The sequence below is a fragment of the Amycolatopsis sp. NPDC104587 genome, assembly GCF_055583645.1.
In genome coordinates this window covers 19,644-39,890 of record NZ_JBVJNO010000022.1, presented here as the reverse complement: position 1 = coordinate 39,890, position 20,247 = coordinate 19,644, and the positions used below count along the sequence as shown (strand labels likewise).

19 protein-coding genes are annotated in these 20,247 nt (G+C 70.9%); 8 read left to right on the top strand and 11 right to left on the bottom strand.

Features of this window, described 5'->3' with window-relative positions; genetic code table 11:
• The first annotated feature begins 89 nt into the window (after positions 1-89).
• Together ACZ61C_RS44435 and ACZ61C_RS44430 are read left to right on the top strand one after the other, a co-directional pair.
• A complete protein-coding gene (locus tag ACZ61C_RS44435; RefSeq protein ID WP_465314003.1) occupies positions 90-1,196 on the top strand; it encodes a DegT/DnrJ/EryC1/StrS family aminotransferase in 1,107 nt (368 codons plus the stop codon).
• Positions 1,193-2,149 (top strand): Gfo/Idh/MocA family protein, encoded by a 957-nt coding sequence (locus ACZ61C_RS44430; protein WP_465314002.1) that lies wholly within the window; start codon positions 1,193-1,195, stop codon positions 2,147-2,149. The genes ACZ61C_RS44435 and ACZ61C_RS44430 overlap by 4 nt, the downstream gene beginning before the upstream one ends.
• On the opposite strand, the gene ACZ61C_RS44425 is transcribed toward ACZ61C_RS44430, so the two are convergent.
• From ACZ61C_RS44425 to ACZ61C_RS44415, 3 genes are read right to left on the bottom strand one after another with little or no spacing between them, the layout of a single operon-like run.
• Positions 2,146-3,537, bottom strand: coding sequence for a M20/M25/M40 family metallo-hydrolase (locus ACZ61C_RS44425; RefSeq protein WP_465314001.1), 1,392 nt, complete (start codon positions 3,535-3,537; stop codon positions 2,146-2,148). The two genes, ACZ61C_RS44430 and ACZ61C_RS44425, sit on opposite strands and share 4 nt — an antisense overlap.
• A gap of 40 nt (positions 3,538-3,577) precedes the next feature.
• Positions 3,578-4,291: a hypothetical protein gene (locus ACZ61C_RS44420; protein ID WP_465314000.1), complete on the bottom strand. Its 714-nt coding sequence runs from the start codon at positions 4,289-4,291 to the stop codon at positions 3,578-3,580.
• Entirely contained in the window at positions 4,288-4,797 is a 510-nt protein-coding gene (locus ACZ61C_RS44415; RefSeq protein WP_465313999.1) for a SigE family RNA polymerase sigma factor, read from the bottom strand. Before ACZ61C_RS44415 ends, ACZ61C_RS44420 begins: the two co-directional genes overlap by 4 nt.
• Positions 4,798-5,313: 516 nt before the next feature.
• On the opposite strand from ACZ61C_RS44415, the gene ACZ61C_RS44410 reads away from it, so the two are divergent.
• Positions 5,314-5,901 carry a hypothetical protein gene (locus ACZ61C_RS44410; protein ID WP_465313998.1) on the top strand — a complete coding sequence of 196 codons (588 nt, stop codon included), beginning with the start codon at positions 5,314-5,316 and terminating at the stop codon, positions 5,899-5,901.
• A gap of 1 nt (position 5,902) precedes the next feature.
• On the opposite strand, the gene ACZ61C_RS44405 is transcribed toward ACZ61C_RS44410, so the two are convergent.
• The 4 genes from ACZ61C_RS44405 to ACZ61C_RS44390 are packed head-to-tail and all read right to left on the bottom strand — an operon-like array spanning position 5,903 to position 9,831.
• Positions 5,903-6,529, bottom strand: a complete 627-nt coding sequence (locus tag ACZ61C_RS44405) for an acyltransferase (protein WP_465313997.1) — start codon at positions 6,527-6,529, stop codon at positions 5,903-5,905.
• The gene (locus ACZ61C_RS44400; protein WP_465313996.1) at positions 6,516-7,712 is read right to left on the bottom strand and encodes a glycosyltransferase family 4 protein; all 1,197 of its coding nucleotides are present in this window, start codon (positions 7,710-7,712) and stop codon (positions 6,516-6,518) included. Before ACZ61C_RS44400 ends, ACZ61C_RS44405 begins: the two co-directional genes overlap by 14 nt.
• A gap of 32 nt (positions 7,713-7,744) precedes the next feature.
• A complete protein-coding gene (locus tag ACZ61C_RS44395; protein ID WP_465313995.1) occupies positions 7,745-8,674 on the bottom strand; it encodes an NAD-dependent epimerase/dehydratase family protein in 930 nt (309 codons plus the stop codon).
• 23 nt (positions 8,675-8,697) lie between these two features.
• Positions 8,698-9,831, bottom strand: coding sequence for a DegT/DnrJ/EryC1/StrS family aminotransferase (locus tag ACZ61C_RS44390; RefSeq protein ID WP_465313994.1), 1,134 nt, complete (start codon positions 9,829-9,831; stop codon positions 8,698-8,700).
• A 127-nt stretch (positions 9,832-9,958) separates the two neighbouring features.
• Here ACZ61C_RS44390 and ACZ61C_RS44385 point away from each other — a divergent pair, with 127 nt between their 5' ends.
• The 3 genes from ACZ61C_RS44385 to ACZ61C_RS44375 are packed head-to-tail and all read left to right on the top strand — an operon-like array spanning position 9,959 to position 14,147.
• Entirely contained in the window at positions 9,959-13,072 is a 3,114-nt protein-coding gene (locus ACZ61C_RS44385; RefSeq protein ID WP_465313993.1) for an AfsR/SARP family transcriptional regulator, read from the top strand.
• A gap of 9 nt (positions 13,073-13,081) precedes the next feature.
• Positions 13,082-13,960, top strand: a complete 879-nt coding sequence (locus tag ACZ61C_RS44380; protein WP_465313992.1) for a helix-turn-helix domain-containing protein — start codon at positions 13,082-13,084, stop codon at positions 13,958-13,960.
• Positions 13,920-14,147: a DUF397 domain-containing protein gene (locus tag ACZ61C_RS44375; protein ID WP_465313991.1), complete on the top strand. Its 228-nt coding sequence runs from the start codon at positions 13,920-13,922 to the stop codon at positions 14,145-14,147. The genes ACZ61C_RS44380 and ACZ61C_RS44375 overlap by 41 nt, the downstream gene beginning before the upstream one ends.
• Here ACZ61C_RS44375 and ACZ61C_RS44370 read toward each other — a convergent pair.
• On the bottom strand, positions 14,128-14,613 hold the full coding sequence (locus tag ACZ61C_RS44370) for a nuclear transport factor 2 family protein (protein WP_465313990.1): 486 nt from the start codon (positions 14,611-14,613) through the stop codon (positions 14,128-14,130). The genes ACZ61C_RS44375 and ACZ61C_RS44370 overlap by 20 nt on opposite strands.
• Positions 14,610-15,218, bottom strand: a complete 609-nt coding sequence (locus ACZ61C_RS44365) for a TetR/AcrR family transcriptional regulator (RefSeq protein ID WP_465313989.1) — start codon at positions 15,216-15,218, stop codon at positions 14,610-14,612. The genes ACZ61C_RS44370 and ACZ61C_RS44365 overlap by 4 nt, the downstream gene beginning before the upstream one ends.
• Positions 15,219-15,298: 80 nt before the next feature.
• Here ACZ61C_RS44365 and lhgO point away from each other — a divergent pair, with 80 nt between their 5' ends.
• Positions 15,299-16,483: an L-2-hydroxyglutarate oxidase gene (gene lhgO, locus ACZ61C_RS44360; RefSeq protein WP_465313988.1), complete on the top strand. Its 1,185-nt coding sequence runs from the start codon at positions 15,299-15,301 to the stop codon at positions 16,481-16,483.
• Here the strand turns inward: lhgO and ACZ61C_RS44355 are convergent.
• Both ACZ61C_RS44355 and serS read right to left on the bottom strand, forming a co-directional pair.
• The gene (locus ACZ61C_RS44355; protein ID WP_465313987.1) at positions 16,480-17,481 is read right to left on the bottom strand and encodes a DUF3558 family protein; all 1,002 of its coding nucleotides are present in this window, start codon (positions 17,479-17,481) and stop codon (positions 16,480-16,482) included. The two genes, lhgO and ACZ61C_RS44355, sit on opposite strands and share 4 nt — an antisense overlap.
• A gap of 71 nt (positions 17,482-17,552) precedes the next feature.
• Entirely contained in the window at positions 17,553-18,815 is a 1,263-nt protein-coding gene (serS, locus tag ACZ61C_RS44350) for a serine--tRNA ligase (RefSeq protein WP_465313986.1), read from the bottom strand.
• 121 nt (positions 18,816-18,936) lie between these two features.
• On the opposite strand from serS, the gene ACZ61C_RS44345 reads away from it, so the two are divergent.
• The gene (locus ACZ61C_RS44345) at positions 18,937-20,229 is read left to right on the top strand and encodes an aspartate aminotransferase family protein (RefSeq protein WP_465313985.1); all 1,293 of its coding nucleotides are present in this window, start codon (positions 18,937-18,939) and stop codon (positions 20,227-20,229) included.
• The last annotated feature ends 18 nt before the right edge of the window (positions 20,230-20,247 follow it).

Here is a 20,247-nt window from a genome sequence, read left to right as displayed (position 1 = left end):
TGGCCCGCGTTCATGCAGGGCGGCCGGGCGCAGAACCGGCGGCTCACTGTACCGGACGCGCCGAAATCGCCTGCCGAGAGAGACTGCCCATGATCCCCATCACCGTGGTCGACGTTCGCGACGCGGAGGACCTCGTCGTCGAGGTGCTGCGCTCCGGCGCCATCGCACAGGGACCGATGGTCAAGCGCTTCGAAGACGCCTTCGCGGCGGTCTCCGGGACGAAGCACGCGATCGCGGTCAACAACGGGACGACCGCGCTCGTCGCCGCGCTCCAGGTCCTCGACCTGAAGCCGGGCGACGAGGTCGTCACGTCGCCGTTCACCTTCGTCGCGACGCTCAACGCGATCCTGGAAGCCGGCGCGACCGTCCGCTTCGCCGACATCCGGCGCGACGACTTCGCGATCGACCCGGACGCCGTCGCCGCCGCCGTCACCGACCGCACCAAGGTGCTCATGCCGGTGCACCTCTACGGCCAGACCGCGGACATGGGCAAGCTCGCGCCGCTCGCCGCCGAGCACGGGCTGAAGGTGATCGAGGACTCCGCGCAGGCCGTCGGCGCGTCGTTCGAGGGCAAGCAGGCCGGCTCGTTCGGCATCGGCTGCTTCTCGCTGTACGCGACGAAGAACATCACCACCGCCGAGGGCGGCGTCATCACGACGGACGACGACGCGCTGGCCGACAAGCTGCGCGTGCTGCGCAACCAGGGCATGCGCGCCCGCTACCAGTACGAGGTCGCCGGGCACAACTACCGGATGACCGACCTGCATGCCGCGGTGGGTATTCCGCAGCTGGCGAAGCTCGACCAGCTGACCGCGGCCCGCCAGGCGAACGCGAAGCGGCTCTCGGAGGGCCTCGCCGGCACGCCGGGCCTCGACGTCCCGCAGGTGCTGCCGGGCCGCGAGCACGTGTGGCACCAGTACACCGTGCTGGTCGGGCCGCACGCGTTCCTCTCGCGTGACGAGCTGGCCGCGGCGCTCACCGAGCGCGGCATCGGCAACGGCATCTACTACCCGAAGATCGTCTTCGACTACGACTGCTACTCCGGTCACGACCTGATCCCGGGCGCGCGCGTCGAGGACTTCCCGGTGGCGCAGGCGGTTGCCGCGCAGGCGCTTTCGCTGCCGGTGCACCCGCACCTGACCGAGTCCGACCTGGACACCATCATCGAAACCGTTCGCGAGGTACTGGGCGCATGACGCATCGGATCGCTCTTGTCGGGACCGGGAACATGGGTTCCCTCCACGCCCGTGTGCTCGCCGGGAACGAGCGGGTAGACCTGGTCCGCGTGATCGATCCGCGCGAAGAGGCGGGCAAGGCCGTCGCCGACCGGTACGAGACGCAGTGGACGCCGGAGATCGGCTCACTGTCCGATGTGGACGCCGTCGTGCTCGCGTCGGCCACCGAGGCGCACTACGACCTGGCGCAGGAGATCCTCGGCCAGGGCAAGCCGATGCTGGTGGAAAAGCCGGTGTGCAATAGCTTCGAACGGTCGCAGGAGATCGTCGCGCTGTCGAAGAAGCAGGACGTCGCGCTGATGTGCGGGCTGCTCGAACGCTACAACCCGGCGGTGATGACCGCGCGGGCGCTGGTGAACGAGCCGATCCACCTGATGGCCCGCCGCCACGGCCCGTACGCGCCGCGCATCAAGACGGGCGTGGCGTGGGACCTGCTGGTGCACGACGTCGACCTGGCGATCCAGTTCTTCGGCGGCGCCACCCCGGCGCGCGTGACGTCGGGCGCGGGGTACTTCCACCCGTCGTCGGTCGAGGGCGCCGAGGACACCATCGAGACGGTGCTGTCGTTCCCGACCGGCCTGGCCACGGTGTCGGCGTCCCGCCTGGGGCAGAAGAAGGTCCGCTCGCTGGTGGTGTCCGAACTGGACCGGCTGATCGAGATCGACCTGCTGCGCCGCGACGTCACGATCTACCGCCACATCTCGCACGACTCGGTCACCCCGGACGGCCTCGGTTACCGCCAGCAGACGGTGATCGAGATCCCGGAGCTGATCACGGCGCGCGAGCCGCTGGCGACGCAGCTGGACCGCTTCTGCGACCTGCTGGAGGGCAAGATCGACGCCGACACCGAGCGCGACCTGATCCTGCCTTCGCACCACGTCGTCGAGCAGGTCCTCACGCAGGCCGCGGCCTAGCTGACCGGGGCCGGGAAGGCTGCCGGGCTTCGGCGGCCGTCCGGTCCCACCGCGCGGACGGCGAAGAAGACGTTGTCCTTCGACAGGTCGATCTTCGCCGTCAACGCCGGTCCGACGTCGATCGTGTGGGTCCAGTCCGGCGCCGTGGTCTCGCGCCACAGGACCTCGTAGCTCACCGCGCCCGGGGTGGCCGTCCAGAGCAGCTCGGAGTCGTTCGTCAAGGCCGCCGTGCGGATCTTCACGCCCTTCGGCGTGCCCGGGGCCGTGGCCAGTGACCACAGGGCCGCGCCGTTCACGCGCGCGACCCGCGTGATGTACGGGAAGTCGCAGAAGCGCGGCAGGTCGCCGTACTGGACGCCGTTCTCCACGCGGACGTTCTGGTGCTGGTGGGCGAAGTCCTCGTTCGGCTCGGTGAAGCGCGCCGCCGGGTAGCCCTGCTCCAGGAAGCCGATGTGGTCGCCGCCGCGCAGGTAGCGGTCGCGGCGGTAGATCACGCGGACCGTCATGCCGGTCGAGTCGTTCTCCGCCACCGACTTCACGAACCGGGCCAGCTGCCGCGGCGGTGAGTCGTTCTCGCCGCCGATGCTGCGGCGCAGGTCCGCCTCCTGCGGCGTCTCCGCGGTCGGGACGCCCTCGGCGAAGAGCCGGATCGTCGACGGGTCGCGCGTGCCGTCGTCGGCGCGGCTCGAGCCGACGATGTCGTCGGTGAACATCGCCTGGACGTCCGTGCCGGCCGCCTTGTACTGCCGGGCCAGGTACCGCGAGCCGTAGAGGCCCTGCTCCTCGCCGGCGACGGCGGCGAAGACGATCGTCGCGGCCGGTTGCCGGGTCGAGAGCACCCGCGCCAGCTCCAGCGAGACCGCGACGCCCGACGCGTCGTCGTCCGCTCCCGGGGCGTCGCTCGTGAAGTCCATGACGTCGGTGCAGCGCGAGTCGTAGTGCCCCGAAACGACGTACACGCGGCTCGGATCGGTGGACCCGCGAAGTGTCGCGACGACGTTCGTGATCGTCGTCGGCACCGGGATCCGGTCGGCGGGCGGCTGGACGTAGGACTGCAGCTCGACGCTCAGCCGTCCCCCGGACGCGGCCGCGACCGCCTGGAACTGCGCGAAGAGCCAGTCCCGGGCCGCGCCGACGCCCCGGGCGGGGTCGCTCTGGGACGACAGCGTGTGCCGGGTGCCGAACGCGGCCAGCCGCCGGACGGTCGCCTCGATCCGGCGTTCGTCGACCTGCCGCAGCAACGCGCGCAGGTCCGGGCCGGGCGGCTGCGGCCGGACCGGGCCGCCGGGCCCGCGGTCCCCGAGCTCGGCGGCGCCCGCCGGAACCCGCGTCGCGGCGGCGGCGCCCAGGGCGGCAGAAGCGGTGAGGAACACTCGTCGTGAGGTCACGGTGGGGTTCTTACGCCCACGCGAACCCGGCGGGTACCGCCTACTTGGTGAGCCGCTTGCCGTTCGGGTCGTACGCGACGAGCGGCGTCAGCACGTCGGAGTTCGGGACGGCGACCGGGTCGAACCAGAAGAAGACCACGTTCGGGTCCGCGGTCCACTTGGCCAGGCCGGCCTCGACCGTCTTGCCGTGCACCGTCGTCGTGATCCGCGCGACCGGGCCGGCGAAGTACCCGAAGACCGGGATCAGCTGGTCCTGGACGACCTCGCCGCCGTCGGTGGCGTGGAAGCCGTACGACCGGTCGGAGCCGCGGATCTCGTTCGTCGCCAGCACGGCCCGCACCGAGGTCCCGGAGCGGAAGCCGGCGACGAGGCCGAAGTGGATGTCCGGCAGGAGCTGCGGCTCGTCGACCGCCCGGGCGAAGAGGACGATCTCCCCCGCGCCGGTCGAGATGCCGGTGCCGACCACCTCGCCGATCGGCGGCTTTTCCGGCGGGCTACTGGTCGCCGGGGGTTTGGTGACCGAGATCGACGGCGGCTGCGCGACCGGTGCGGGCGCGGGCTGCCGCACCTGGACGGCGAACACGACCACCAGCACCACAGCGGCCGCGGCGGCGACCCCGGCGACGCTCGTCAGAACCCGGCGCCGACGCCGGATGCGGGTGCCGCCGGCCATGATCTTGGCCAGGTCCGGCTCGGCGAAAGGCTCCTCCGGCGGCCGGCGGAGGGCGGCGCGGAAGTCGTCGAGGTCGTTCATCGCCCGCTCCCCCCGATCAGCGTGTCCTCGGCGCCTGCCTCGATCCGCAGCTTGGCCAGCGCCCGCGAGTTCGTGCTCTTCACGGTACCCAGCGAAACGCCCAGTTCCCGCGCGACGTCGGCCTCGGGCAGGTCGAAGAAGTGCCGCAGCACGACGACGGCGCGTTCGCGGGCGGTCAGCGTCTTGAGCACCGCGGTGAGCCACGCGCGCTGGGTGACGGCCTGGTCGACGTCGAGGCGGTCCTGCCGCTCGGGCATCACCTCGGTGGCGTACTCGCGGACCGGGCGCCGCCAGCCGTCGATGACGTGGTTCATCAGGACGGTGCGCGCGTAGCCGTAGGCGTCCTTGTGCCGGACTCGCGACCAGGCCGCGTATGTGCGGGTGAAGGCGGTCTGGGCGGCGTCCTCGGCCTGGTGGCGATCGCCGGTGAGCAGGTAGGCGGCGTGGGTGAGCCGGGCCGACGACGCGCGGACGAACTCCGCGAACTCGTCGTCACCGCGCGCCATGCCTGCTCCGTTCGTCCTTCCCCCAGCGACGGCCGGGGCACGGAAAGGTTGCTCTCAACCTTTTTGAGCCTACGCCCGTAGTTCCCTCGGACGATCTTGTTACCGAGGGAGGAACCATGAAAAAACGCCTCGTCATCGCCGGTACGGTCACGGCCGCGTGCGGCGCACTGGTGGTGTCCTGACGGTGGCGAACGCCCAGTCCGCGCCGGCGGCGCCCCGAGCACGAGGCGCTGGTTGACGTCATCTCGTCGCCGACGGCCAGGACGTGCCGAGCTTCGGGTACTACTACGGCCCGGCCGCGAAGATCACGGCGAAGTCCGGCGTCGCGCACCAGGCGCGGTGGAGCGTCGACCCGGACGTCGTGGTGTTCTGGTTCGACGTGGGGAGCCGGACGGCCTCAAGGCCTACGACGCGGCGAGCGCCAGGCTGCCCTCGGGCAACACCGGTGTCGGGCACGGCTGAAACGTTGCGTAACCGCAATCCTGCGCTCGGTTACGGAGCGCTAGATTGTCTCTCGTGCGCTTCTTGGGGGGAATCTTCGCCGCCGCATGCCTGCTGACCTGCGTCACAGCGTGTTCGGGCGGTTCCACGACGGCGGCGCCGGCGGTCACGTCGGCTCCGCCGTCATCCACTTCCGTGAGCAAGCCGAAACCGACCACCCCGGCACCACCCGCCTTCACGCCGGCCGTCTCGCCGGCGAAGGTGACGGGCGCCTGCCCGTACCTGGGGAACGTCGAGTTCGCGCAGCTCCTGGGCACCGCGTGGAACGTGCGGGAGCCCAGCGAGATGCCGCCCGAGCCGCTCGGCCCGGGCAAGGCGTTCCGCTGCTCCTACGCGTTCGGCGAGCTGTACGTCCTGGCGGCGACGGGCGGCAAGTCACCGAGCACGATGCTCAAGCAGCTGCAGTCGGAGTGCGCCGAGCCCGCGAAGCCGGTGCCGGGCGCGGGTGAGGCCGCGGGCTACTGCTACGGCACGGGCGCCAGTTCGCTGGTCTTCGTCGCCAAGCACGCGCACGGCCAGCTGCGGGTGGCCGAAATCGAGATGGGACGCAATCGCGCCGACATCTGCGAATCCCTGGCGAAGCTCCTCGGCGACCGGCTCTGAACTACTCCGAGAAGTCCCCGGACGGCGCGCCCCAGCCGGAAGCGTCGCCGCCGCGTTCCTCGGCCAGGGCGCGGCGGAGGGCGTTCTCCGTGCGAACCCGGTCCACTTCGGACTGGATGTAGTCCTCGTCGTAGCGCTGGAAAACCCGGGCCGGGTTGCCCGCCACCAGCGTCCGCGGCGGGACGTCCTTCGCCACCACCGAGTTCGGCTGCACCGTCGCGAAGTCGCCGATCGTCACGCCCGCCATGATCACCACCAGGCCGCCGATGAAGCAGCCCTTGCCGATCTTGACCGGCTTGCGCTCGATCAGGTCGCTGCCCGAGTGGTTCTGCAGCGTCATGTTCGCGAGCCAGCTGGAATGGGTGAAGATCAGCGTGTTCAGGCCGATGCTGGTGTGCTCGCCGATCTCCAGGCCGCCGCTCGCGTCGAGCGCCGCGCCCTCGCCGACCCAGCAGTGGTCGCCCATCTTGAGGTTCTCGGGGCTGATGATCTTGACGCGCTCGCGCACGCGGCACGTCGAGGGCAGGCCGTAGAACTGCGCCCGCTCGGCGTCGTTCATGTACTGCGAGACGAGCTCGGTCAGGATCTGCGGGCGCAGCCGGTGGCTGCGCTCGTCATCGAAGAACATGAGCGTCCGACACCAGCTTCTCGAAGGTCCGCAGGTGCTCCTCGGCGACGACGTCGAGGCCGAAGTTCGCCCGCACCATCTCGCTCTCGCGCTGGGCGATCACCGCGCGCCGCTCCGGGTCGTCGAGCAGCTCGACGACCGTCGACGCCACGGCTTCCGCGTCGTCCGGGCGGACCAGCAGCACGTTTTCGCCGTTGCGCAGCTCGATGCCCGGGTAGTTGTCCTCGGTCACCGACGCGATCGTCGCCGTGCCGGAGAGCATCGCCTCCAGGGACGCCGTGCCGCAGCCGCCGTTGAGGTCGTGCGTCACGATGTCCGCCGCGGCGAAGTACGCCGGGACGTCTTCCTTCGGCACCGCGCCGGTGACGACCAGCGCGTCCGAGACGCCCAGTTCGGCGGCCCGCTTGAGGAACGCGTCGTGGTAGACGCGCCCGACGACGACCACCCGCACCCCGGGGTGCTTGTCCAAAATGGACGGCAGGGCCTCGATCAGCGGCAGCCGGTTCCGCAGCGGGATGACGTGCCCGAGCGAGACGATCAGCGGCGCGTCCCCGATGCCGTGCTCCGCGCGGACGTCCTTCGTGACCGGTTTCGCGAAGTGGCCGGTGTCGACGGCGATCGGGAAGTACTCCGAGTTCGCGTCACTCGTGCCGTAGCGGTCGACGCAGTAGTCGACACCCAGCTTGTCGAGGATCACGTACCGCGGCCGCAGGTAGGCGAGGATCGGCCGCACCAGCAGCGCGTCGAGCACCCGGAACACGCCGCCGTACAGCTTGTTGTCGCTGATCAGGAGCGTGTGGATGGTGAGAAGCGACGGAATTCCGTGGCGCCGCGCGTAGATCCCGGCCAGCCACGACAGGTCGAAGAACTGGCCGTGCAGGTGGATCGCGTCCGGCTTGAACTCGTCCAGCAGCTTCCACAGCCGCCGCCAGTTGCCCGGCCGCAGCGAGGCGAAGCTCATGTCGAAGTCGATCGACAGGCCGATCTGCGGCATCTTCACCGCCGGGAGGCGGACGACGCGGTAACCGTCGCGCTCCTCCTCGGCCGGGGCGTCCGCGTACGCCGCGGTGATCGCGAGGACCTCGTGCCCGGCCGCCACGAACTGCGCCGCCAGCGACGCCGACATGTGCGCGCTGCCGCCCACGCGGGGCGGGAAGAAGTTGTTCACCACCGCGATGCGCATCGCACGTCCTCGGGCCGGCCCCGCGGTGGCACTCACTCGGATTCCTCGACCAGCTGCCGCATGCCCTCTTCGACGGTGATCCGCGGCTCCCAGCCGAGCACGTCGCGGGCGCGCGTGATGTCGGCGGCGCGCCGCGAGACCAGCACGTCACGGTCGTTGAACAGCGGCTCGACGTCGACGCCGACGGCCTCGATCAGGATCTTCGCCAGCGCGGCGATCGACGTGTCGATGCCGGTGCCGATGTTGATCGGCAGGTTCGCCCGCTCGGACTCCAGCGCGGCGACGACGGCCCGCGCGAGGTCGGTGACGTGCACGAAGTCCATCGACTGGTCACCACGGCCGTCGATGATCGGCGGCTGGCCGGCGCGCAGGCGCTGGATGAAGTGGTTGATCACCGACGTGTAGTAGGCCTCGATCTTCTGGCCGGGGCCGTACACGTTGAAGAAGCGCAGCGCGTTCCAGGACAGGCCCTTGGTGCGCTCGTAGAAACCGAGCATGTCCTCGCCGGCGCGCTTCGAGATGCAGTACGGCGTGAGCGGCTTGAGCTCGTCGTCCTCGTGCATCGGCAGCCGCTTCGGCTCGCCGTAGACCGACGCGGTCGACGCGAACACCAGCCGCTGGACGCCTTCGTCCGCCGCCGCGGCGAAGACGTTGTGGTTGCCCACCATGTTGATGTCGATGGATTCGGCCGGGTCGGCGATCGACTTGTTGATCGACACCGTGGCGAAGTGGATGACGTGCGTGCAGCCGCGCATGGCCTCGCGCACCGCGCCGCCGTACCGGACGTCCTGCTCGACGAGCTCGACCTTGCCGGTGGCGACGAACTCGTTGACCCGGGCGCGGTCGCCGCGGGTCATGTTGTCGAAGATGCGCACGGTGTAGCCGCCTTCGATCAGCAGCGGGATCACGTGCGCGGCGATGAAGCCACCAGCCCCGGTGAAGAGCACCTTCTTGTCGGACACCAATTTCTCCTCGGTCAGGGGCTTCAGGACAGGGACTGCACGGCGGCGCGCACGACCTCGCCGACCCGCGCCACCTCGGCGTCGGTCAGGTTGGCGTGCATGGGGATGGCGAGCTGGCGCGCGAACGCGTCGGCCGACACCGGCAGCGGCGTCCGGTGGCCGTAGATCGGCTGGAGGTGGGAGGCGTAGGTGCCGAAGTTGCACTGGACGCCCTGCTCGCGGATGCGCAGGGCGAGGGTGTCGCGGCTGACCTCGGGCGCGACCGTGAGCAGGTAGGCCTGCCAAGGGTGCTCGCGATCGGACAGTTCGACTGGGACGGTCAGCGCGTCGACGTCGGCGAAGGCCTCGTGGTAGCGCTTCGCCACGGAACGGCGGGCGGCGAGCAGGTCCGGCAGGCGGTCGAGCTGGACGTTCATGATCGCGGCCTGCACGTCCGACATGCGGAAGTTGTACCCGAGCTCGTGGAACTCGGGGATCGGCAGCGTGTTCGAGCCTTCGCGGCTGATCGCCGGCTCGATGCCGTAGGTGTGCAGCTTGCGGGCGTGCGCGATGAGGTCCTCGCGGTCGGAGACCAGCGCGCCGCCTTCACCGGCGGTGATGCCCTTGCGGCCGTGGAAGGAGAACGCGGCGAGGTCGGCGAGGCTGCCGGCCGGGCGCGTCTTGTACGTCGCGCCCGCGGCGCACGCGGCGTCCTCGAAGAGCCAGAGGCCGTGCTTGTCGGCGATCGCGCGGTACTCGTCGAAGTCACCGGGCTGGCCCGCGACGTCGACCACGAGGATGCCGACGGTCTTCGGGGTGATAAGGGACTCGACGTGGGCCGGGTCGGCGCTGAAGACGTCCGGGCGGATGTCGGCGAACACCGGGGTCGCGCCGGCCTGCACGACGGCGTGGCCGGTCGCGGGGAAGGTGTAGTCGCCGACGATGACCTCGTCGCCGGGTTGCACCCCGAGGACCTTGAGGCCGAGGAAGAGCGCCGAGCCGCAGTTCGCGGTCGTCAACGCGTGCGCGGTGCCGGTGACCTGCGCGAACCGCTCCTCGAAGCGGCGGCACGCCGGTCCGGCCCCGGCCAGCCAGCCGGATCGGAAGACCTCGGCGACGGCCGCGAGCTCCTCTTCGCCCACGGTCGGCTGACCTAGGGCAATGCTGTCGGTCGACATACCTCTCCCATTGCGTGGGGACCCGGCGAAGTGTATAGACGCACGCTCAGGTGATTCACAGGCCCACGCCGAAGACCACTTTCGAGTGACGCCCATCCGGGGGCGAAAGACGTCCTACGCTGGGCACATGCGATTCGGGGTCTTGGGGGCCGTCACCGCGTGGCGCGAGAACGGCACGCAGGTGGCGGTCGGCGGCCCGCGGTCGCGGATGCTGCTCGCGCTGCTCGCCCTCGAGGCGGGCCGGTTCGTGCCGGCCGAACGGCTGATCGACGGGATGTACGGCGAAAACCCGCCGGACGGCGCGGCGAACGCCCTCCAGTCCCAGGTGTCCCGGCTGCGGACGGCGTTGAAGGAGCTGGCGCCGGTCGAGTTCACCGCGGCGGGCTACCGGCTCGCCGTCGAACCGGACGAAGTGGACGTTCACGCTTTTGACCGTCTCGTCCGCGAAGGCCGGGCGCTGCTGAAGAACGGCGAGCACGTCCGCGCGGCGTCCACTTTGGGCGAAGCGCTGGCGCTGTGGCGCGGGACCGCGTTCAGCGACCTGGCCGACGCGCCGTTCGCCGCCGCCCGAGCCACCCGGCTCGAGGAGCTGCGGGCGGACGCGGCGGACGACCACGTCGAGGCCCGGCTGGCGCTGGGGCAGGCCGAAGACGTCCTCGCCGGGCTGCGCGAGACCGTCGCCGCGCAGCCGCTGCGGGAACGCCCGCGCGCGCAGCTGGTCCGGGCGTTGGGGGCGGCCGGTCGGTCCGCCGACGCGCTGGCCGCGTTCGAGGACGCCCGCCGCACACTGGCCGACGAGCTGGGTGCCGACCCCGGCCCGGAGCTCGCCGAAGCCCACCTAACCGTGCTTCGCGGCGAGACCGAGAAGCCGGTTATCTCTGCGTTGCCCGCCCAGCTGACCACCTTCGTCGGCCGGGACGGCGAGCTGCGGCAGGTCGCGGAGCTGCTCGCGCGCAGCCGGCTGGTGACGCTGACCGGGCCCGGCGGCACCGGCAAGACGCGGCTGGCCATCGAAATCGCGGCGGCCGAGCCCGGGCCGGTCGGGTTCGCCGAGCTCGCCCCGCACAGCGGCGCCGACGTCCCCGGCGCGGTGCTGGGCGCGCTCGGCCTGCGCGAGAGCTCGCGCGGCGGCCCCCAGGACCCGGCCGACCGGCTGATCTCGGCGCTGCGCGACCGGTCGACGCTGCTGGTGCTCGACAACTGCGAGCACGTGGTCGACGTCGCGGCCCGGCTGGCAGCGCGGCTGCTCGCCGCGTGCCCGGGTCTGCGGGTGCTGGCCACCAGCCGCGAGCCGCTCGGCATCACGGGTGAGCAGCTGGCGCCCGTGCCGCGGCTGGCCGTCCCGCCGCCGGGGACCCCCGCCGCGGAAGCCTTGACCTACCCGGCGGTCCGGCTGTTCGCCGACCGCGCGGCCGCGAGCGACCCCGCGTTCACCGTGGACGAGACGACGATCGGCGACGTCCAGCACGTCTGCGCGGCCCTCGACGGCCTGCCACTGGCCCTCGAACTGGCCGCGGCGCGCGTCCGGGCGCTCGACCTCGGCGAGATCGCGATCCGTCTCGACGACCGGTTCCGGCTGCTGGGCCGCGGCAGCCGGACGGCCGAGGCCCGGCACCGCTCGCTGCGCGGCGTTGTCGAGTGGAGCTGGGACCTGCTGAGCGAGGAGGAGCACGAGCTCGCCCGCCGCCTGACGGTGTTCGCCGGCGGCGCGACGCTCGGCGCGGCGGCCGAGGTCTGCGGCGCGGACGCGGACCTGCTGCTCGAGCTGGCGGACAAGTCGCTGGCCGAGGCCGTCGGCGGCCGGTTCCGGATGCTGGAGACGATCCGCGCGTTCGGCGCGGAGAAGCTCGCCGACGCGGGCGAGACCGAGACGGTCCACCGCGCGCACGCGGAGTACTTCCTGCGCTTCGCCGAGGAAGCCGACCCGATGCTGCGGACGGCGTCACAGCTGGAGTGGCTGGACCGCGTCGACGCCGAGTACGACAACCTCCTGGCGGCGCTGCGCTGGGCGACCGAGCACGACGTCGAGCTCGCGCTGCGGCTGGTGCCGCTGCTGGCGATGTACTGGTGGATGCGCGGACGCCGGTTCGAGGGCGCCGGGCTGTCGCTGGCCGTGGTGTCGCGGTGCCCGCCGGAGCTGCGCGAGCGGTACGCCGAGGAGTTCGTGATGTGCGTGCTCGGGGCGATGTCGGGGGCGCCGCACGAGTCGCTGGAGCAGTACCTGCCGCTGGTCCGGCGCTACGCGACGGACGGGACGCTGGCCGTCCACCACCCGATGCTCGTGATGCTGCTGGGCGTGGTCGCCGGCCCGCCGGGCGAGGACGACCAGGTGACCGGCCGCGGCGAAAGCATGCTGGCCAGCGGGGACGCGTGGAGCTGGGCGCTGCTGCCGATGGGCATCGGCCTGCGGTCGATGATGAACGGCGACCTGGCCGACGCCGAGGAGAACCTGCGCGAGGGCGCCGTGCAGTTCCGCGCGCTGGGCGAGCGGTGGGGCCTGTCGATGGCGCTGGACCACCTGTCGCAGCTGCTGACCTGGCGCGGCGAGCACGAGGCCGCGCTGCCGCTGATGGACGAGGCCCTCGGCCTGATGCACCAGATCGGCGCGACGGACGACGCCGCGGACCTCGTCTGCCGCCGGGCGTGGACCCGCCTGCTGTCGGGAGACGACGCCGGAGCCCGCGCCGACTACGAACTGGCGGCGTCGACGGCCCGCCGCACGGGCATGCCCGAGTCCCGCGCGACGGCGTACATCGGGCTGGCGAACCTCGCCCGGCACGAAGGCGACCTGACGGCGGCCCGCCGGCTGTGCGAGCGAGCGCTGTCGGAATGCCCGGGCGGCTCGTTCGCCGCGGAGACGGCCCGCGCCACGGCGTTCATCTCGCTGGGCTGGCTGGCCTCGGCCGAGGGCCGCCTGGCCGAGGCGGCCGAGCTGCACCGCTCGGCGCTGCTGACCGGACGGCAGTGGCACGCGGGCGACGTCGTGGCGTTCGCCCTGGAGGGCCTGGCTGGAGCGGCGTCCGCCCCGGCGGAGGCGGCGGTGCTGCTGGGCGCGGCCGCGGCGGTGCGCGGGACGGCGATCAGCGGCGACCCGGACGTGTCTTCGGTACGGCTCCGGGCGCAGGAGTCGCTGGGGGCGGCCGGGTTCGAGCGGGCTTATGGGGTGGGGCTGGGGATGAGCGCGCAGAAGGCGCTGGAGCACTCGATCGAGGGAGCGGTGTCGACGAGTTCGGACGCGTAGGTTGCCTCCATGCCGAGGACGGTCACCGTCACGCCGCGAATACGCACTCTCGCGGCATCGATGCGCGAGGCGCGCACGGAGGCGGGGTTCGGTGTCCGCGAACTGGCCCGCCGGATCGGGGTCGACTTCCAGCTGATCAGCCAGTGGGAGTACGGCCAGCGAACCCCGCGCCTGGAGGACGTGACAGCGGTCCTTGGTGCGCTGGGCGTGGTCGGCGCGCGGAAGCAGCAGATCCTCGGCTTGGTCAAAGGGGCTTCGGAACCCGGCTGGATCACCTACGGCACGCCAGGGATTCCGCATCAGCTCGCGGCCGTGATCGAGTGCGAGAAGGCGGCCGAATCGATCGTCGAGTGGTCGCCGATGGGCATTCCCGGACTGCTGCAGACACCTGCCTACGCCCGCGCGCTCTTCGCCAACGGCAACTCGGAGTACGACATCGACCATCGGGTGATGCTGCGGATGGAACGGCGCCGCCTCATCGTCGAGCCCGACCCGACTCCCTTCGAAGCGCTGATCGGCGAAGCCGCACTCCGAGACCACATCGGCACTCCCGCGACGATGGCTGAGCAGTTGCGCTTCCTTGCCGAGGTCGCCGAGTTCCGCACCATCACGATCCGGATGGTTCCGGCCCACTGCGGATGGCATCCCGGCATCGCGGGACCTTTCATCCTGTACTCCCTCGTCGATAAGAGCGCGGTGGTGTATTTCGAACATCTGAGTTCCGGCGCGTTTGTGCCCGACGACTACGATGTGCGGAAGTACCGCGCGGCGATCACCGGCATCCGCGCGGTCGCGATGAGCCCGGGCAAGTCTGCGGGCTTTGTCGCCCGGCTCGCGGAGGAACTCGATGGCGCTGAGGCCTGGGATATGGGGAAAGAGCAGCTATAGCCAGCAGGAAGGCGCTTGTCTCGAAGCGACCTGGCGGAAGAGCAGCTATAGCGGCCAGGAAGGCGCCTGCGTCGAGGTGGCACTCGCTGCCGGAGTTCTGGTTCGCGACTCGAAAGATCCCGCCTTGCCCGCACAACACCACACTGCCGAGGCCTGGCGGGCCTTTCTCACCCTGCTCGGCCGCTGACCAGCGGGACAGCGTGCCTGTCGCCGGAGCGGACCATCGCCAGCAAGGGCTTCGTCAGCACGCTCACCACCCTCGCCGCCAGGGGGCGGCCGTTGCGCCTCGCGATGTCCGGGCCGAAGCGGTCCATCAACGTCACCAGCCCCGGCAACGTGCGCACGAAGAGCGTCGCCTCTTCGATCAGACCCTCGTCGTCCAGTCGGAGCAGTGCCGCCTCCTCGATCGGCTCGCCGCCGAGCAGGGCCGTGTAGACCACCGCTCGTGTTCGGGTGTCGCCGATGTCCGTGTGGAAGCGGATCTCCGACAGGTGCGCGTACGCCACCTCGATCAGCGGCCGCAGCTGCGCGTGGCCGGTGAAGCGCACCCGGGACGTCAGCGGTGAATGCAGCACCGCGTCCGGCGCGAACGCCGTCATCGCCAGGTCGACGTCGCCCGTTTCCGCAGCTAGGCAGTAGTTCTCCGTGCTCATCTCTCCCCCTTCACCAGTGTGGCGAGCCCGCGCCAGAGCAGGTCCACCGTCAGCGCGACCACCTCTTCGCGCGGCACCTCGCGGTGGCCCCACCACCACGTCGCGACCGCGTTGAGCGCGCTCTTGCAGGCTTCGGCCAGGACCTCGTCGGCCAGCGGACGCGGGATGCGGGCGGTGAGGTCGAGCGGCACGCCGTGGAACAGCGCCGCCAGGTTGGCCGTCGCCCGTGCCTGGCCCGTGCGGTGCACCGAGGCCACCGCCGGGTCCGACGGCGTCTCGGCGAAGATCATCCGCCAGCCGCGTTCGTGCGTCTCGATCCACGCGAAGATCGCCGAGACGCGGCTGCGCAGCAGGACCTCCGGGTCGTCCGACGGCGGGAGCGCGGCCCAGCCCGCCAGCAAGCCGTCCACTTCGGACTCCAGCAGGGCCGCGTACAGCTGCGCTTTGGCCGGGAAGTGGTCGTAGAGCACTGGAGTGCTGATGCCGGCCGCCGCGGCGACCTCACGCATGCCCGCCGCGTCGTACCCCGCCGACGCGAACACCCCGCCGGCCGCGGTGAGGATCCGCTCGCGGCGCGCTTCTCGCGTCAATCGCTTACCTGACATTGGTTAGGTACTGTACCTGACAGCTGTCAGGTTCCGCCAGGGAACAGCACCCGGCGGGCACTCGCGTAGCCTGGTCGATCGTGCGCAACGTGGTGGTCGTCGGGGGCGGGATCGTCGGACTGGCCGTGGCCTGGGAGCTGACCAGGCGCGGGCTGGACGTCACCGTGCTGGAAAAGGAGCCGCGCTGGGCGGCGCACCAGACCGGGCACAACTCGAACGTCGTGCACGCCGGGCTCTACTACAAGCCCGGCTCCTTCAAGGCGCGGATGTCCGTCGCCGGGAACCGGTCCATCGTGGACTTCGCGCGCCAGTACGGCGTGCCGGTCGAGGTGTGCGGGAAGCTCGTCGTCGCGACCGACGAGAAGGAGATCCCGGCGCTGAACACGCTCGCCGAGCGGGCCGAGGACAACGGCGTCCCGGCGAAGAAGATCTCGCCCGCCGAAGCGCGCGAGTACGAGCCCGAGGTCGCCTGCGTCGCCGCGCTGCGCGTCGAGTCCACCGGGATCATCAACTTCCCCGGCGTCTGCGAAGCCCTCGTCCGGCTGCTCGACGAAGCCGGCGTCGACCTCCGCCTGAACAGCCCCGCGCTGGCCATCCGCGCCGGGAGCAACGGCGGCGTCGAGGTCGCGACCGGAGAAGACGTCATCGTCGCGGACGGGCTCGTCAACTGCGCCGGCCTGCACTCCGACCGCGTCGCGCGGCTGGCCGGGCTGACGCCGTCGGCGAAGATCGTGCCGTTCCGCGGGGAGTACTACGAGCTCAAGCCTGAGCGCCGCGGCCTGGTCAAGGGCCTGATCTACCCGGTGCCGGACCCGACGCTGCCGTTCCTCGGTGTGCACCTCACCCGCATGCTCGACGGCAGTGTGCACGCGGGCCCGAACGCCGTGCTCGCGCTGCGCCGCGAGGGCTACCGCTGGGGCGACTTCTCCGCGAAGGACGTCGCCGAGGTCGCGGCCTTCCCCGGCGTCTGGCGGCTCGCGAAGAAGTACGCGTTCCCGACCGGGCTCGACGAGGTCCGGCGCTCGTTCTCGAAGAAGCGGTTCGCCGCCAGCCTCGCGCGACTCGTCCCGGCCGTCACCGAGGACGACATCGTGCGGCACGGCTCCGGCGTGCGCGCGCAGGCGATGCGCCGTGACGGCTCGCTCGTCGACGACTTCCTCATCGAGACCGCGCGCGACCAGGTGCACGTCCTGAACGCGCCGTCGCCGGCCGCGACGAGCGCGCTGGAGATCGCGCGCCATATCGCGGACCAGGTGTCGGCCTAGCCCGGCAGGTTCGCGGTCACCAGCGGCAGGCCCTGCTTGACGAGGTCGCAGGTCTTGCTGTCGTCACCGATGAACCCGCTGACCACCTGCACCGATGACGTCTCGGTGATCGGCAGGTAGGCGCCGCACGTCACGCGCAGGCCGCCCAGGTTCGGGTAGACGCCCCACTGCTTGCCGCCGACGTCGACGGTCTCCTGCGGCTTGACCCCGTTCACGCCGGGCCAGTCCGCCACCGGGGTGCTGGGGCCGAACCAGACTTCGAACGCCTTCTGGCCCTCGCTGCCGTCGGTGTCGTCCCACAGGCAGTAGGACGCGTTGGGCACCGTGGTGGACGTGTCCTTCTCGCCCGTCGGCGCGATGTCCTTCAGCTGCGCGACCTGCTCCGGCTTGAGCATCGCGCACGGGTCGGCCGAGAGCAGCGGCCCGCCCGGCTCGGTCTTCGCCGGGGCGGTCGGGGTGATCGACGGCGCGTCCTGCCCGCCCGGCAGGTGCGCCGCGACCTGCGGGACGACCGTCTTCGCCAGCTCGCACGACTTCTCGAGCGGCGGCTCGGACACACTGACGTATGCGAAAGACTTGTCTCCCAGGATGGCGTAGAGCACGCAGTCGTCGGCGAGGATCGACGGGTACTGCCGCCAGCTGAACCCGGCGATCCGCTGCGGTTCGCCCTTCGGGACGGCGCCGGCGATGTACTCGTTGAAGTCGATGTCCGTCGTGTAGCCGACGTTCAGGATCGCCGACGGCTCGATGTCGTCCTTCGTGTTCCACAGGCACATCGCCGTCTGGTTCCGGTCCTTGACCTCCGGCACCGAACGGCCCTTGGTCTCGTAGCCGAGCGCGTCGAGCTGGGACTCGTCGAGCAGCGTGCAGGCGTCGACGTTCTTGACGACCGGCCCCTGGCCCGGCACCGGCGACGCCGAGCCGCCGACGGCCACCGTGCAGCCGGACACCACGGTCAGGGCCGCCAGGGCCACCGCGACCTGCCACTTCATGCGCATGCGAAGAGTCCTCTCCCGTTCGGCCCGGACCTTACTGGGCCGAACGGGTGCGCACCCGGCATAACCGCGAATCAGCGGGGCGTGAGGACTTCCTGGCCGCCGACGAACGGGCGCAGCGCCTTCGGCACGCGGACCGAGCCGTCTTCCTGCTGGTGGTTCTCGACGATCGCGACGATCCAGCGGGTGGTGGCCAGGGTGCCGTTGAGCGTCGCGGCGATCAGCGGCTTGCCGTTCTCGCCGCGGTAGCGCACCGAGAGGCGGCGGGCCTGGAACGTCGTGCAGTTGGACGTCGAGGTCAGCTCGCGGTAGGTGTCCTGGGTCGGGATCCACGCCTCGCAGTCGAACTTGCGGTGCGCGGACGTGCCGAGGTCTCCGGTCGCGGTGTCGATGACCCGGTAGGGCACCTCGATCTTCGCGAGCATCTGCTCTTCCCAGCCGAGCAGCCGCTCGTGCTCGGCCTCGGCGTCCTCCGGCTTGGTGTAGACGAACATCTCCACCTTGTCGAACTGGTGGACGCGGATGATGCCGCGGGTGTCCTTGCCGTACGAGCCGGCCTCGCGGCGGTAGCAGGACGACCAGCCCGCGTAGCGCTTCGCGTCGTCGTTCAGGTCGAGGATCTCGTCGGCGTGGAAGCCCGCGAGGGGCACCTCCGACGTGCCGACGAGGTACAGGTCGTCGTCCTCGAGGTGGTAGATCTCGCTCGAGTGCTGGCCGAGGAAGCCGGTGCCGGCCATGATCTCGGGACGCACCAGCGACGGCGTGATCATCGGCGTGAAGCCGTTCTCGAGCGCCTGCGCGATGGCCATGTTGAGCAGGCCGAGCTGCAGCTGCGCGCCGACGCCGGTGAGGAAGTAGAACCGCGAGCCCGAGACCTTCGCGCCGCGTTCCATGTCGACGCCGCCGAGCGCTTCGAGCAGCTCGAGGTGGTCCTTCGGGGTGAAGTCGAACTTCACCGGCTCGCCGACGTGCTTGACGACGGTGAAGTCGTCTTCGCCGCCGACCGGCGCATCCGGGTGCACGAGGTTCGGCACGGTCCGGAAGAGCTGGTCGAACTCCTCCGACGACGTGTTCTGCTCCACCTCGGCCGCCTTGACCTGCGCGGCGAGCTCCTTGGCCGTGGCCAGCAGCTGCTGCTTCTCCTCGGGCGGCGCCTTCGGGATCTGCTTGCCCAGGAGCTTCTGCTCGTTGCGCAGCTTGTCCGCGGCCGCGATGGAAGAGCGGCGCCGGGTGTCGAGGGAGAGCAGCTTGTCGACCACTCCCTCGTCTTCACCACGGGCGCGCTGCGACGCGCGCACGGCTTCCGGGTCATCGCGCAGAGTCCTGGGGTCAATCACGAGGACTGAGGGTAGTCCGTACAGACTGTGCGTCCCTACTGGGTTATCCCGACAGTCTGATCGTTGAAGCGCTGTTCGCGGGCTCCTCATACTCCAGGGAAACCACCGGAGGAGGCGTCTGATGTCCGACGAGCTGCTGGCCCGGCACCGCGCAGTCATGCCGTCCTGGATGTCGCTGCTCTACGAAGAGCCGATCGAGATCGTGCACGCGCACGACCGGCGGATGACCGACTCGCAGGGCCGCACCTACCTCGACTTCTTCGCCGGCGTGCTGACCAACTCGATGGGCTACGACGTCGCCGAGATCGGCGACGCGGTCCGCAAGCAGCTCGACACCGGCATCCTGCACACCTCGACGCTGTACCTGATCCGCTCGCAGGTCGAGCTGGCCGAGCGGATCGCGAAGCTGTCGAACATCCCGGACGCCAAGGTGTTCTTCACGAACTCCGGCAGCGAGGCGAACGACACGGCGTTGATGCTCGCGACGCAGTTCCGGCGCAGCAACCAGGTGCTGGCGATGCGCAACTCCTACCACGGCCGGTCGTTCGGGACGGTCGCGATCACCGGCAACCGCGGTTGGTCGGCGTCGGCGCTGAGCCCGGTGAAGGTCAACTACGTCCACGGCGGCTACCGGTACCGCAGCCCGTTCCGGGACATGTCGGACGCGGACTACATCAAGGCCTGCGTCGCGGACCTGGTCGACGTGCTCGACACGGCGACCGCGGGCGATGTCGCGTGCCTGATCGCCGAGCCGATCCAGGGTGTCGGCGGCTTCAGCCTGCCGCCGGACGGCCTCTTCCGGGCGATGAAGGAGGTGCTCGACTCCTACGGGGTGCTGTTCGTCTCGGACGAGGTCCAGACCGGTTGGGGCCGCACCGGCGAGCACTTCTGGGGCATTGACGCGCACGGCGTGACGCCGGACATGATGACGTTCGCGAAGGGCCTCGGGAACGGCCTCGCGGTCGGCGGGGTGGTGGCCCGCGGCGACGTGCTGGACTGCTTCCAGGCCCAGTCGTTCTCGACGTTCGGCGGCAACCCGGTGTCCATGGCCGGCGCGACGGCGGTGCTCGACTACATCAAGGACCACGACCTGCAGGCGAACTGCGCCGCGCGGGGGACGCAGCTCATCTCCGGGCTCCGGGCCGCCGGGTCGCCGATCGTGGCCGAGGTGCGCGGCAAGGGCCTGATGATCGGCGTCGAGCTCGTCGAGCCGGGGACCACCAAGCCTTATGTGGCCGCGGCGGCCCGGATGCTGGAAGAGACGAAGAAGCGCGGGCTCCTGATCGGGAAGGGCGGGCTGCACGGGAACGTCCTGCGGCTGGGCCCGCCGATGACGTTGACGGCGGACGAGGCCCAGGAGGGCCTGGACATCCTGGTGGACGCGCTCGCGGCCACCCACGCGGCCCTGTCCTGACCTGAACAGCCCCCGATT

Coding starts and splice junctions, on each gene's coding strand:
- ACZ61C_RS44355 (WP_465313987.1), bottom strand. CDS start 17,481: ATGCGCATGAAGTGGCAGGTCGCGGTGGCCCTGGCGGCCCTGACCGTG.
- ACZ61C_RS44405 (WP_465313997.1), bottom strand. CDS start 6,529: ATGTTCTTCGATGACGAGCGCAGCCACCGGCTGCGCCCGCAGATCCTG.
- ACZ61C_RS44415 (WP_465313999.1), bottom strand. CDS start 4,797: ATGGCGCGCGGTGACGACGAGTTCGCGGAGTTCGTCCGCGCGTCGTCG.
- ACZ61C_RS44370 (WP_465313990.1), bottom strand. CDS start 14,613: ATGAGCACGGAGAACTACTGCCTAGCTGCGGAAACGGGCGACGTCGAC.
- ACZ61C_RS44430 (WP_465314002.1), top strand. CDS start 1,193: ATGACGCATCGGATCGCTCTTGTCGGGACCGGGAACATGGGTTCCCTC.
- ACZ61C_RS44390 (WP_465313994.1), bottom strand. CDS start 9,831: ATGTCGACCGACAGCATTGCCCTAGGTCAGCCGACCGTGGGCGAAGAG.
- ACZ61C_RS44385 (WP_465313993.1), top strand. CDS start 9,959: ATGCGATTCGGGGTCTTGGGGGCCGTCACCGCGTGGCGCGAGAACGGC.
- ACZ61C_RS44365 (WP_465313989.1), bottom strand. CDS start 15,218: ATGTCAGGTAAGCGATTGACGCGAGAAGCGCGCCGCGAGCGGATCCTC.
- ACZ61C_RS44435 (WP_465314003.1), top strand. CDS start 90: ATGATCCCCATCACCGTGGTCGACGTTCGCGACGCGGAGGACCTCGTC.
- ACZ61C_RS44345 (WP_465313985.1), top strand. CDS start 18,937: ATGTCCGACGAGCTGCTGGCCCGGCACCGCGCAGTCATGCCGTCCTGG.
- ACZ61C_RS44420 (WP_465314000.1), bottom strand. CDS start 4,291: ATGAACGACCTCGACGACTTCCGCGCCGCCCTCCGCCGGCCGCCGGAG.
- ACZ61C_RS44400 (WP_465313996.1), bottom strand. CDS start 7,712: ATGCGCATCGCGGTGGTGAACAACTTCTTCCCGCCCCGCGTGGGCGGC.
- ACZ61C_RS44375 (WP_465313991.1), top strand. CDS start 13,920: ATGGCGCTGAGGCCTGGGATATGGGGAAAGAGCAGCTATAGCCAGCAG.
- ACZ61C_RS44380 (WP_465313992.1), top strand. CDS start 13,082: ATGCCGAGGACGGTCACCGTCACGCCGCGAATACGCACTCTCGCGGCA.